General features: G+C 54.7%; 8 protein-coding genes. 5 read left to right on the forward strand and 3 right to left on the reverse strand.

Going from position 1 to position 13,509, the window contains the following annotated elements; translation table 11 throughout:
• The first annotated feature begins 116 nt into the window (after positions 1–116).
• The 3 genes from SH528x_RS19010 to SH528x_RS19020 are packed head-to-tail and all read left to right on the forward strand — an operon-like array spanning position 117 to position 5,031.
• On the forward strand, positions 117–737 hold the full coding sequence (locus SH528x_RS19010; protein WP_442512048.1) for a TetR/AcrR family transcriptional regulator: 621 nt from the start codon (positions 117–119) through the stop codon (positions 735–737).
• A complete protein-coding gene (locus tag SH528x_RS19015; protein ID WP_442512049.1) occupies positions 734–1,888 on the forward strand; it encodes an efflux RND transporter periplasmic adaptor subunit in 1,155 nt (384 codons plus the stop codon). The genes SH528x_RS19010 and SH528x_RS19015 overlap by 4 nt, the downstream gene beginning before the upstream one ends.
• Positions 1,885–5,031: an efflux RND transporter permease subunit gene (locus SH528x_RS19020; protein WP_442512050.1), complete on the forward strand. Its 3,147-nt coding sequence runs from the start codon at positions 1,885–1,887 to the stop codon at positions 5,029–5,031. Before SH528x_RS19015 ends, SH528x_RS19020 begins: the two co-directional genes overlap by 4 nt.
• 93 nt (positions 5,032–5,124) lie before the next feature.
• On the opposite strand, the gene SH528x_RS19025 is transcribed toward SH528x_RS19020, so the two are convergent.
• The 3 genes from SH528x_RS19025 to SH528x_RS19035 form a co-directional block, all read right to left on the reverse strand.
• Positions 5,125–6,570, reverse strand: a complete 1,446-nt coding sequence (locus SH528x_RS19025; RefSeq protein WP_442512051.1) for a sulfatase-like hydrolase/transferase — start codon at positions 6,568–6,570, stop codon at positions 5,125–5,127.
• Between the two features lie 118 nt (positions 6,571–6,688).
• A complete protein-coding gene (locus SH528x_RS19030; RefSeq protein WP_442512052.1) occupies positions 6,689–7,930 on the reverse strand; it encodes a Gfo/Idh/MocA family protein in 1,242 nt (413 codons plus the stop codon).
• Positions 7,931–8,280: 350 nt separating this feature from the next.
• A complete protein-coding gene (locus tag SH528x_RS19035; RefSeq protein WP_442512053.1) occupies positions 8,281–9,003 on the reverse strand; it encodes a hypothetical protein in 723 nt (240 codons plus the stop codon).
• A gap of 1,099 nt (positions 9,004–10,102) precedes the next feature.
• Between SH528x_RS19035 and SH528x_RS19040 the strand changes: the two genes are divergently transcribed.
• Positions 10,103–11,053: a hypothetical protein gene (locus SH528x_RS19040; protein WP_442512054.1), complete on the forward strand. Its 951-nt coding sequence runs from the start codon at positions 10,103–10,105 to the stop codon at positions 11,051–11,053.
• Positions 11,054–11,274: 221 nt separating this feature from the next.
• The gene (locus SH528x_RS19045; RefSeq protein ID WP_442512055.1) at positions 11,275–12,771 is read left to right on the forward strand and encodes a hypothetical protein; all 1,497 of its coding nucleotides are present in this window, start codon (positions 11,275–11,277) and stop codon (positions 12,769–12,771) included.
• Positions 12,772–13,509 lie beyond the last annotated feature (738 nt).

A 13,509-nucleotide genomic window follows, 5' to 3' on the forward strand; every position in this document is an offset into this window, starting at 1 on the left:
CTTTCCAAAAAGGTGTCCGACACCTTTTTTTCGGTGGGACTCAATTGATAGCGGCAATGCTTTATTGGACCCGGTAAATGCTTGCGTACCGACCGACCGGTCGGTACTATCTGCGAATGCCCAAAACGAAAGCTGCCGAGACGACCGCCCGGATCATCGATTCGGTGATGCAATTGATCCTGCAGGGTGGACTGCCGGCGGTGACCCTCTCAGCGGTGTGTCGCAAAGCCGGACTCAGCAAAGGAGGGCTGATGCACCACTTTCCGACCAAAGAAGCGTTGATCGAAGCCTTTCTGCAGCAATCTGTTCGTGATTACTTGGACTTAGTCCAACAAACCACCGACCAGCATGCGGCCGGGGCGGGAAAGCGGGCTAAAGCGATTTTGGAGCTCTTTCTTGGGGAACCGAAAGATTGCGAGCCCGGCATGGACGGCGACTGTGCCGCGGTGATGGTGGCATTGATCCAGGGAAGCGGCGGCAAATCGCTTGTAGATGAGGTGTATCAGACGCTGTTCGATTTGATCCGCAACGATGGGCTGTCGCGAGACCTCGCCGATTTGATCGTGGTAACAATCGATGGCGTCTGGTTACAATCGGTGATCACTGCAGACGAGAGGATCGCTCCTCGCACAAAGCGAATCCGCAACAAGTTGAATCAGCTAATTACGAGCGAAATATCGATGAAGACAAGATCGATGAATACAAAGGCCATTCCGAGCGAGAACGAACGAACATGAATCAAGTTCCATCAAAACGTTCCCACGGCAGTCGGCTGCGCACAGCGGTCGGATCGGTCCTCGTCGTCGCGGGTGTCCTCGCACTGCTGGCGGGGATTGCTTACGCCAAAAATCGCCAAATCGAAGCGTCGATGTCAGCGACGCCGCCCCCGGAAATGCCTGTCTCGGTTAGCTTCGCTACCGCAAAATCGACCACGTTTCGCAAAACGTCGGTGGTCATTGGCAACATGTTGGCACCCGAGTCGATTACGTTGAGAACCGAATTAGCTGGCGCGGTCACGAAAGTGTCGATGGAACCGGGCGGCGAAGTCGAAAAGGACGCGGTGCTGATTCAATTGGATGATCGCAGCGAACAAGCCCAATTGAAAAGCGCAGAAGCGTCACGCAAATTGGCGGATTCAGCTCTGCAGCGAGCCCGTCGCTTGAATCTCGCCAATGCCAACAGCGAATCGGAATTGGACGTTGCCGAAGCGGAATTGACGCGAGCCGAAGCGATGATTGATGAGTTACGAGTTCGTATCGACAAGAAAACACTCCGTGCCCCATTCAAAGCCCGCGTAGGGCTATTCGATCTGCATATTGGGGAGTACTTGGTTGAAGGTACCGAGATTACTTCGCTCGAAGGGATTTCCGATTACTTGAATGTTGATTTCGCAATGCCATCGCACGTCGCGGATGCAGTCGCGATCGGCGACCAGGTCGAGTTGCGAGTCGGAGCAGCGGGATTGCGGCTGACGGCAACGATTGTCGCGCTGGACGCATCGGCCAACGCAATATCGCGATCGGTCACCGCACGTGCTCGATTGGACAACCCACCTGTGATTTTGCAGCCCAATGATTCGGTGCGAGTGACGGTTCCTTATGGCCCTCCGATCCCCGCACGACTGATCCCCGCCACGGCGGTTCGTCGCGGCCCCAGTGGGACGTTGGTGTTTGTTGTGACCGAGCAAGATGGCCAGATGCGAGCCCGGTCGCGTGACGTGGACGTCGCTGGCAGCGAGGATCCGAATGTCCGCATCATCTCGGGTGTCGAGGACGGAGAACAGGTGGTTGCCGACGGATCCTTCAAAGTACACGAGGGCGACTTAGTGGCTGATGTCGCTGCGACGACAACGACCGTTTCGATGAGTGAAGCGGAGACAGCAAAGTGAAAGCGATCACCGACTTATTTATCCGTCACCCAGTGCTTGCGATTGTTGTTAACCTGATCTTGGTTCTGGTGGGGTTGCGCTGTGCGACGTCGTTGCCGATCCAGCAATTTCCAAAATTGGAGAGCACTTCGATCACGGTCACGACCGTCTACTTTGGCGCCAGTGCTGAAACGGTTCGTGGATTTCTGACAACGCCGATCGAGCGTGCGGTGTCATCGGTGGCGGGCATCGACTACGTCGAATCCAGCAGTATCGCAGGGATCAGCACCGTCACGCTGCGATTGAATTTGAATCATGATTCGACCAAAGCGTTAACGGAGGTGAACGCACGTTTGCAACAAGTACGTAGCGAATTGCCCGCCGAAGCAGAACCGCCGACGATCGAATTGGTCCGCGCTGACCGGCCCTACGCGTCGTTTTACTTGAGCTTCACGTCGGATCGATTCAACTTGCCGGCGCTGACCGACTATCTGACTCGAAACGTCCAGCCTCGTTTGTCGATCGTTCCGGGGGTACAGAAGGTAGGAATCGAAGCAGGCCAAACGCCAGCGATGCGGATTTGGATCTCACCGGAGCGTTTGAGCGAATTGAACCTCACGCCGGGTGATGTCTATTCAGCACTACAGCGAAATAACTTTCTGGCGGCAATCGGGCAAGTCAAAAGCGACACCGTCCAGATCGACTTGCTGACCAACACCGATTTACGCAGCGTCGAAGAATTTGGTGATTTGATCGTCTGGCAGGCCCCCGCCTCAGCCAGCGGTCCTGGTACGATCATCCGGTTGTCGGACATCGCTCGCGTCGAATTGGGCAGTGAAGAACCCACCGCGACCGCGATGTACCGAGGACGTGAAGCAATCTACGTCAGCGTGTGGCCGTTGCCTGGCAGCAACGAGATCGAAGTCGCCGCACGATTGCACAAAGCCATGGCTGAATTGGAACCAGAGCTTCCCGCCCACATCGATATGCAACTTGCGTACGACGGCACCAAGTTCATGCGGCGATCTCTATCGGAGATCTCAAAAACGCTGACGGAAACCATCGTGATTGTCGGTTTCGTTGTCTTCCTGTTCATGGGATCGGTGCGATCAGCTCTGGTTCCGCTGGTGGCAATGCCAGTGTCCTTGGTGGGTGCGGCGATCGTGATGTACCTGCTTGGTTTTTCACTGAATTTGCTGACGCTACTTGCGATCGTGTTGGCGGTCGGTTTGGTGGTCGATGATGCGATTGTTGTCGTCGAAAACGTGCAGCGACACTTGCAGGACGGACATGGAAAAATCCAGGCGGCGCTCGTCGGAGCACGTGAATTGGTCGGTCCGATTTTGGCGATGACAATCACGTTAGCGACCGTTTACGCACCGATCGGATTTCAAGGTGGCTTGACGGGGATGCTGTTCCGCGAGTTCGCCTTCACGTTGGCTGCGGCCGTGGTGGTTTCGGGCGTCGTCGCGGTCACTCTGTCGCCGATCATGAGTGCTTATTTGTTGCCAGCCGGTGGCCGCGAGGGCGCAATGACGCGGCTAGTCAATCGGATCTTTGCGGCAGTCCGTCGCCGTTACGCCAGCGTATTGGCATTGGTGCTGGAATTGCGATGGTCAATCGCACTGGCCACGCTCGTTGCCGGCGCGGCTGCGTTTCCGCTGTACTTGTTCTCGGCAAAAGAATTAGCGCCAGTCGAAGACGAAGGCGCCATTGCGGTGATGCTGGCCGCCGCACCGGATTCGACGCTCCGCTCCACAACGCGTTGGGCAGGCCAGCTGGCCACCGGTTTTCAGGCAATCGAAGAATCCGAATACATGTGGGCCGTCGTCACGGCCGGTGGTGGTTTCGGGGGCGTGATCACCAAGGATTGGGACGAACGCAAACGAAACACACAACAGATTTTGCCGCAGGTCTATGGCATTGCGTCGCAAAACCCAGGCTTGGAAGCGTTTCCGGTATTGGTTCCGCCGCTTCCCGGAGCGGGCAACTATGACGTCGAGTTGGTACTCAAAAGCGATCTTCCAGTAGAACGGCAACTTGAACTCGCCGAAGAGATCGTGAGTCGCGGTCGCGCGGCGAATCTGTTCATGTTCGTGGATACTGATTTGAAAATCGACTTGCCTCAGGCCCGCGTGGTAGTGGACCGCGAACGCTTGGCCGATCTAGGGCTCGATCAAGCCGCGGTCGGGCGTGAGTTGGGTGTGTTATTGGGCGGAGGCTACGTCAACCGATTCAACTATTTCAACCGCTCGTATCGCGTTATACCGCAGCTCGAAGCCGCGGACCGGCAATCGACCGGCTCGCTAATGGATTTGAAGATTCGCAGCCCTTCGGGGCAATTAATTCCGGTTTCGACATTTGCATCGGTCGAACCAGAAACGGCACCGAGAACGCTGAATCGATTTCAGCAGCAGAGTGCCGTGAAAATCTTTGCCGCCGTGTTCCCTGGTGTGACCAAAGAACAGGGGCTTTCCACGTTAGAGGCTATCGCCCGCGATGTCGTCGGATCCTCTGCGACGCTGGACTACTCAGGCGAATCACGTCAAATCCGTCGCGAAGGTGCGTCGTTGGCAGTAACATTGGGATTTGCACTGGTGCTGATTTACTTAGTGTTGGCCGCCCAATTTAAATCGTTTCGCGACCCCCTGATTGTGTTGTTTGGCTCGGTCCCTTTGGCGATGACCGGAGTGCTAACGCTGACCTTCTTAGATTTGACCACGATCAACATCTATTCCCAAGTGGGGCTGATCACGCTGGTGGGATTGGTGGCAAAGAACGGAATCCTGATCGTCGAGTTTGCTAATTCGCTCCAGGAAACTGGCGTGGCAAAACGGTCTGCGATTATCGAAGCCGCACAAACGCGATTGCGTCCGGTGTTGATGACGTCGGTGGCGACGATGCTCGGTCATTTGCCATTGGTGTTTGTCACCGGAGCCGGTGCGGAGGCTCGAAACAGCATCGGGATCGTGTTGGTGGCCGGAATGGCGATCGGGACGGTGTTCACGTTGTTTGTCGTTCCGGCACTGTATATGTTGCTCGCCGCACAACATCGGCATGATGGTCAGCATGAAGATCATGCTCTTGAACCGGTCACGCTGCGTGACAAGTTCAAGAAGGATTTATCGGGCGAGAAGACACGTCCTGAACCGAACTTGGCTTGATCGCGTGACAGCATGAAGTAGCGGAAGTCGTCAAGACTTTCGATCAAGCATGATCGCTCCTTGTCGGTTATCGCTCAGGTTTCGTATTCAAATTCAAAAGTCCCGGAAAGGTCCGCGTGGCTCTGCGGATTCCATCTCGCTTACCCAGTTCGAGTAACGTTGTTTTAGCATCGCGAGAATGTCGGCATGAGTTTTGGAAAGATCGGTTTTCTCGCCGATGTCGGCTTTCAAATCGAACAAGCCTCCGCCATTCCCCATTTTTACCCACTTCCATTTGCCAACGCGGGCTCCGATCAAATCACGCCGTTTCCAAAACATTTCATCTCGGGGTGACGAGACCTCGCCGCGGAGTGTTGGCCACCAATCAAAACCATCCAAGACCACTTCCGTCGGTAATGCGACGCCGGTCGCCGCCGCGAGACTCGGCAGCAGTTCCAAACTCGACAAAAATGCATCGTTGACTTTGCCCGCCTTCACACCGCCGTTGGGCCAACGCACGATGCAAGGGACTCGAATGCCACCTTCCCATGTTTGTGCCTTGTGTCCTCGCAGCGGTGCATTGTCGGCTCCACCACTGCCGCCGTTGTCTGAAAAGAAAATGACGATGGTGTTATCAAGGATCTGCTTCTGTTCTAAGGCGTCAAGCATCTTGCCGATGGCGTCGTCCATACAAGTCACTGCGGCACGATAATCACGACGTCGCGCTTCGGGTGTCGCCACAGTCGCCGGCGATCCGTACCGATACTTTTGTGTAACTGTGGTTTCGACTTTTACCGGCGGGTACATCTTCTTATACTTTTCAGGTGCTTGCACCGACGAACGAATCTCGGGCTCAAGGGCCGATGAATTGTGCGGCGCGTTAAACGGAACGTACAAAAAGAACGGATCCTTTGCGGCATGCTCGTCGATAAACCGCAATGCCTCACGCTGGAACAAATAGGTGCAATAGGTCCCCTTGTCCGCTTCGGTGGGCGACAGATTGCGAACCATACACGGCACGCCATAACGCTCATGCGTGAAATAGTCGATTCCGGTGTTGGTGAACCCATAATAATCGTCGAAGCCACGGGACGTGGGGAGATACCGCCGCAGCGTTCCGAGATCCCACTTTCCGAAGATGCCACTCTTGTAGCCTGCCGACTTCAGCACGGCCGGAATCATGACTTCACGCTCGTCCATACCGCCAACTCGCTCGAAGCTGACCGCATACTCTTCGGCGGAATAACGGTGACCGTAGTCGGGAGCCTCGTTGCGAATCATGTCATAGACACCGTTTCGCTGTGGATAACGCCCGGTCAATAGACTTGCTCGCGATGGCGTGCACGCGGGCCACGCCACATAGAAATTGGTCAGCCGAGTGCCTTCGCGTACCAACCGATCCAGCGCCGGAGTGAGGATGCCGTTACCGAGTACCCCCAGATCGTTATAGCCCTGGTCATCCGAGACAATCAGCAAAATATTAGGACGTTCGGCGGATTGCAGCGGAGAGGCCACTGCAATCAATAATAACGTGCACCACAAAGTTGCGTATCGGTACAAGGTACTTCCCCTTTTTATGTAATTGAAGCAAAATGCGAAGGCATTGAGCATGGTGCTGACCGACTCCGTGTTCGAGTTAGCGGTTTTGAAAACAATTCGCAGGAAACACGAGACGGTACTAATCGTTGTCGTTCCAGTCGGTGAATGGGTGCGTTCGCTTCACCAAGGGTAGCGAGACGCGTTGGCCTTGCCGGATATGAGAGGCGAACGTCGCGTGCACCATTTCAAGGGTCACTCGCCCATCGATGTCACTGCACAGCGGTGGCCGATCTTCGTTAATCGACGTGATCAGATCGCGAGCCGGCAGGATGTGTTTGCTGACCAACGGTTTGATGTCAGCGATCGGTTCTGGCTTGCCGATTCCCGCACTACTGATGTTGACCCAGCGGCGAGGTGTTGACGTGGGCTGAAACGGACTGCCTTGCAGGATATGGACGAGAGGTTCTGTGTCCATCCGAAGATCGATCACTCCTTCGGTGCCAACGATTTGGATTCCGAACCCTGCTTTCCCCACTCCTGCGCCGCGAATCGAATCAAAGAAGACCGGGATGCCGCTCTGGGTATCGTAACGAGCGTGCAAGCGATTTCCGGCGATTGGCCCAATCCCTTCGCTGCCCTCAACTACGTCCGCAGTCGTCGCGGGATGATCGCCCGCGTAGTATGTGGCTGAGCACGTCGTTGGGTTGCCGGCAAAGTAGCTGGCAAGGTTAAACAGGTGAGTGCCCAATACCCACAAATCTTGTCCGCCACCCCGTGCATCCTCTTTTCCACGACAGCGAATCTCGAGTACTTTTCCGATCGCGCCCTCCGCGATGGCCGTCTTGGTCACCGGCAATGCCGGATGGTAGCGGTTGCGATGCGCGATGGCCAATCGCATCCCCGATCGTTGACACGCCGCAACGATTTCGTCTGCCTCCTGCAAAGTGCCGCAAAACGGCTTCTCGATATACACTCCCTTTGCGCCGCCATCCACCGCCGCCATGATCATCGCGTGATGCTGATCGACATGACGTGGGCCAATCGCGACAATTTCAGGGTGCGTTTGCTGAATCATATCGCGGTAGTCCGAGAACGCATGCTCGCACTTGAGTCTTTGTTTGGCACGTTGTTGTCCCTGCGGATCCGCGTCCGCGACGCTGACGATCTTGGTTTCAGGTAATTCCAGCCAGACGGTGTCGATGCCGTGACCAAAGTCACCCCGGCCGGTGTGTCCGATCACCCCGATTCGCCACTGTTTCGAATCATTCGCGTGCGCGAGTGAAGACGCGGCGGCCAACGCAGCAGCAGTAGACGAGACAAAAACGCGACGCGTCATCTTCGCCGTATCGGCCGCACTGCTGGAGCATGATGTGTGGCGCATGCAATCAATCGAAAGCTGGGCTTTGGCAGCAGAGCATGGTGGGTGGGGCATTCGAATTGCTTCTGGCGAGAGAGGTGAGGTGGGATGAGCAAACGGGAAAAGAATGAAGACCATAGTATAACACGTTTTTAGTGTCGTCCTTTGCTCAACGAAATCAAGATCCCACACAACTTTCACGAAGCAAAAGACGCCATTGATTGTTTAGAAATTACCCACGAAACGTTGATAGTGGATCGGTTCTTTCGGGAAGGTAAATGTCGAGTGCTGATCACAAGAGTCGCCGACATCAGACTGCTTCCGGTAGTCATTGGGGGACGTTACGAACCGTCCTGAAATTCACTGCGTCCAGGTTAGGCGACGAGTAACAGTACGGCATAGCCGCCGGCTCCTAGAGCAAATGCCCAGAAGCGGCTCTCACGTTCCTCGGGCAATTCCTCTTTGAACGTGTTCAGCAAAATCCCGCCCGCCAAAAAGGCGATGGTTGATGCCGTGAACGCTTCGTGAAGTTCGGTGGAAACGCCGATCGCCCATCCCGCTAACACCGCAGCGGACAGTATCCAACGACCGGCCCGATGGTAACGCTGTTTATGATGCTGGCGAAGTCCGTGATCGTTGACAAGAAAATGCAGACCGATCCCCACCAAATACAACGCTAGCGAACGTAGTCCCCGATCTTCACGCACCAGCAGGTAGCCGAGCAACGCGTTGTAAAACGCATAAGAAACAATGTGTAACCAGAACGTTTGAATGCTTGATTCCTGGAGTTCCGAATCGGACTTGGACCGAATTGCTACTTTCTCGAGCCCGTAAAAAAGTACCAATCCTGCAAGAACCAGCAACCACAGCAAGTGTTCGCCGAGCCTCTGAAAGCCATGATCCGCAGTCGACTTGCGGAGTACTTCATGATGCTCCTGTAATTCAGGCAACAAGTGCACCAACGCATATGCCACGGCGACGCCACCCGCAATAGACAGCCATCGACTGCGGGGGATCACGTCAAGGAAACGAAGCGTCCCCGCGAACAAGTGGATCAACGCCAGAATGCTCGCTCCGATAAATGATTCAACAATCATGTGCGCAGATCCTATCGCTGTATGCCTGGCGACCTATTGATGATCGATAGCCAACCAACCACCTCCAATTAGCAAACCTTGTGAAACAAGTTCGTATTTCAGGACAAGTAGCAAATACAGAGCCAAATACGATTCCTCGCAATACGCCGCTAATTTGCGAGTCGATTCGGATATTGGGGGTGAGTTTTTCTTCCGGTCTTTACAACTGTCAGCTCTCCACCGACTTGGGAGACTGCTGATTGAGTATGACATCACCGTTCTGATGTTAGCGGCTTTGACGCTAACCACCGTACCGTTGTCCAACAAAAGGTCCCCTAAAAAGGGAGCACCGGAACTGTGGCTAGCGGGCTGTTGATTCAATCGAAATGCAATTCAGATCAGTGAGCCGTGGGCCGTAAGGCACCGGGTAATGTGTGGAACCCGGCCGCTCACGCGCGAGCGGTTCACTAAGTCAACAGTCTCCATCGTTGGTGGAGAGGTGGCAGAAAAACTGCGCAACGAAAAATCACGACAACGGCGAAGTTTTAGTGGCCCATCTCAGGACATCGTCCGCTCAAAGATCAAACATCTGAGTCGTTGCACCAGGGCAGCTTGGACTTGGCTTCGGGTTCTTTGGGGGTGAATGGCTCGCCGGTTGCCCGGTCGCCGCCTCATTCATTATGCCGTCGATCTCCAGCCCTCTGGTGGGCGCGAAGAATACGCTTCAATCTTTCTGTCTCCTCTGGATCTGACTTCACACGACGTGTCTCTCCAATAGGCAAATCTCTCAACCGGTTAGGGTCGACCCAAAATCCATTCTCCGAATCGGAAACATAAATCCAATCCGCAGGAATACCGGCGAGTTGATAGCTGTCCCAAGTTCCAGAAATCCAAACGCCGTCCACTGGCGTGCGGTAGAATCCCTTTTGGGCTATCGCATTCATCGACGTATTGGAATCGATGAGCTCCGTATCGATGCGGCAAGGCGGGCTGTATTCACTCGACCACCAAGATGGCTGCGTCGCATGGGGAACCCAAAAGCCATTTGACGACGTGAAGTCGCCAATAGGAGTTTTGATCTTGCTAATCGGTAGACCGCTCGAACCGACTGGAGTTGTACATGTTCCGTGGAACACTTTTCGTCGCTGTTTGTCTGTTTGCGTATTCCGGTCAAGCGGCCGAAAAACGTACGTGGCAATGGCAGCTTAATCCAGGTGATGTCTTTCACGTTGAATTCCACCAGCGAGTGAGTTCTACAAACTCGTTGAGCAACGGAGTTGCTCAAGCATTGGGTGGGCGGGCGTTACCGGACACTCATGATTTGGCATTCGTCTTTTCGTGGAAAGTTGCAGAAGCAACCGACCCTTCGCCAGAGAACTACCGGCTCGACAACAAGATTGAGTTAACGCAGACACTCAAGCGAGTCATTTTTAATTGTCAGTTCGGCGGGGTGTTAAGCAAACGCTACGATTCGGCGAACCCTCCTAAGAATGCCAATGCCGGTGGACTTTTTGATGTTCACAAAGAGTGCCAGATGCACCTCGATGAGCCGACAAAGATCCAGCTGACCCAAAGCGGTCGGCTTTATTATGACACATCTGCCGTTGACTGGATTGCGGACACGGCCAGTGAGTGGTTTTTTAAGTCTAATCTGGCTTGCGACGACATGGGGTCGTTGTTGGAAACGCTGCTTCCCCAGTTCCCTGCCGATGCGGCCCGTCGCCACAGCCCGTGGCAGCATGAGGTGGATTTGGGAGCAATTGTGAATACTGGCAAGATGACCTACACCTACAAGCCGCGAGTGGCACGGGGAAGCATCGTCCTGATCCGACTTGAGGGCAAGCTCGATACCGAAGCGGCACGAGGCAACCTCACGCTGGCTCCCATCAATGTAGTGGGCCACAAGTGCACAGGTGAAATTCGCTTCGACATCAATCGCGGCCACGTTACTTCCGCAAAACTTCACGAGTTGGTCCAGGAAGACGCAGTCGGCATACGCAACAGCTACGAAAAGTTTGTGCAGCTTACAATTAGGCGAGAGTCTGGTACTGAAGGCGACAGCGCAAAATGAATGCCCGGCCTGTGGAATCGCCCAAGTAGCGTTGACAGTAGTTGTCGCGAAAAACAACGGTACCTGATCCTCTCTCCTCTGCCCTCTTACTTCTTCTTCACTGCGATATCTCGGATCAGACGTTACACGGATCGAAAAATGGGACGGCAATTTTTGTCTCATGTAGACTGTCGGTCCAAACCGGCTTGAGCTAACTGCCTTATCACTGCGAGAGAACGACGATGGAGAAAAAATTTCCAATGATCTGCACGTTTGTCATGGTGGCCTTCTTGGCTTGCCCGGCCGACGCCGTCGAACCTGTCCCAGGCGTGCCGAGTGTGATGCCTGGCGAAGCCTCAACCCAGGCCCGCGTTTTCTTTGATGATTCACTCAACGTAGCAGGACTCGATGACCCGATCGAACCGACCACCCTGGTCGTCGACCGCTCGATGGACATTCCGGACAACGGTGGATTCGAGCGTGGATTGGAGGGTTGGACGTTTCGGCCCGGCGATGATTCGCAAGTTTCTCTGGTCACCGGTGGCAGCCAGCGGGGCCAGATTTTGGAACTGAAACCGAACGGTCGGTTGCTGGGCGTCGAGACCACGCATTTGGTCATCGGGCAACAGATTCACGCCGCTACTGCATATCGAGTTTTGGCGGACCTAAGGTTCGCAGGTCTTGACAGCGGAGTCTTTGCGTTCTCGATGTATTGCTTTGACGGCCAGGGAAAAGCACTGAAACAGATTTCCTTTTACCCCTTGAATCCCAAGTCGTCGGCACATGATTGGCGGCGTGTCAGGGGAGAGTTCGGCCCCGGCACTAAGAATCCGCTGCCCGAAGGGACGCACAGCATCTGCATCCGCTTTTCCTTCCATGAAGCAAGCGGCAATTGTCTGGGCGAAGTGGCTGTGGACAATGTCGCACTGGAGGCTTACGAGCCACCGCAACAAAAGGGTTGGCCAAGCGAGATCACCGCGGAAGTGGGAGACTTGGGAGTTCGGTTTGAGAGTCGATCCTTCTGGACCTTGTATCGCATTGATTATAAGCAAGTCCGGCTTGGCTTGGATCACTGGGGAAGTCATTATGGTTCGGTCGTGAATTTCCCGAACGAGGGGTTCATCGGCAGCGGCCATACCGAAAACGAAGACGAACAAGTACTCGAATTAGCGATCTGGGTCGATGACAAACGGGTCGAAAGACCGCCATCAACGCTGCGATGCCAGCAACTGAAGTTGCGGAAGAAGTCACGCATTCGAGACTTCGTTCTACACACCGAAATCGAGGTCCAAGACAACAAGATCGTGGAGGATGTTCGGTTGCTGGCGGATAAGGCAACGCCGGTGAATTTGATTTATCACTTCATGCATCCCTGGACTGCCACTGCAACGGACTACCTTGCCGAGCTGACCGATGGTTCTCGGCTGGAAGGAGCATTTCAAGGAGACGGGGGTCAGCGGATCGACAGCGCGGTTCGTTGGTCGGCAATCTACGATCGCCCGACCGGCAAAGGCGTTGTGACTTACGTGGCGGATGTGCCCGACGACGACGATTGGCGAACACGCTACTGGGATCTTCCCGATCGGTATCGCAAACACTACCTGACGACCTTTTTAAACAGCACCGTGCCCGCAGGAAAAGAGCTTCACTATCGCGTGGTAACCGTCCCTTTTGAAGCCGATCCGAAGCAGTGGAAAGAAGCCGCCGCAAGCGTCGCGGAGAACTGCAAAAACAACTGAAATTCCCCGCGCATTAAGACTGCTAAGAAACGTCAGCAAACATTACGGGCCGACAGTCGCTGATCGCTCCGGACGTGCCGGTAATTACTGACGTAGCTACGCTCGCCAGAGCGTGGATTTCCGCCGTCTGGCGACGGCAGCTACCCGGAACGAGATAGTCGTTGATCGCTCCGCGATCAGAACGATGCAGCGTGTAGCGATCCACGACATTAATTCCCCCAGTGCTCCTAACACAGGGCCGTCCACTAATACTGCGTCCATTCCGCTCGACGGCACAGAGAGTCGTTGAGTCAGCGGAGGGCCACTCGTTGTGCAACCAACCGACCACGATATCTTTAATTGGCAAATTTGGGTGGGCAAGTCTTGGTGGATGGCGCCGTCCGAATTATCCAAAGATTTAGCATTCCAGCGATTGCCGCGGGGAGCGTCAATACAGCAGGAAACATGCCCGTGGCTATCGCCCTCGGCTCAGATCATAAGGTGGAATGACACACATTGAACAGCCTTACGCCTCCGTCGAGGCGATACGCTCGGAAAGCCGAAGGATTCTTTGTGCAAGAAAAATGGGTGCGTAAAAATGAGCGTCGAATTGTATTCCTGCACTTACCTCAGGTTGTGCAGTTGAACGCTGTTGGGGCTGTCAGGGCATGTAGGGCCAGTCTTGATCACCGTCTCCGGTTCAAGTGAAAATACTGGATCTCCATAGACTTTCTCCGGTCGGCCCCTTGCGGCACTTGG

Origin of the sequence: Novipirellula methanifontis, from assembly GCF_052161655.1 — a bacterium.
GTDB lineage: Bacteria > Planctomycetota > Planctomycetia > Pirellulales > Pirellulaceae > Novipirellula.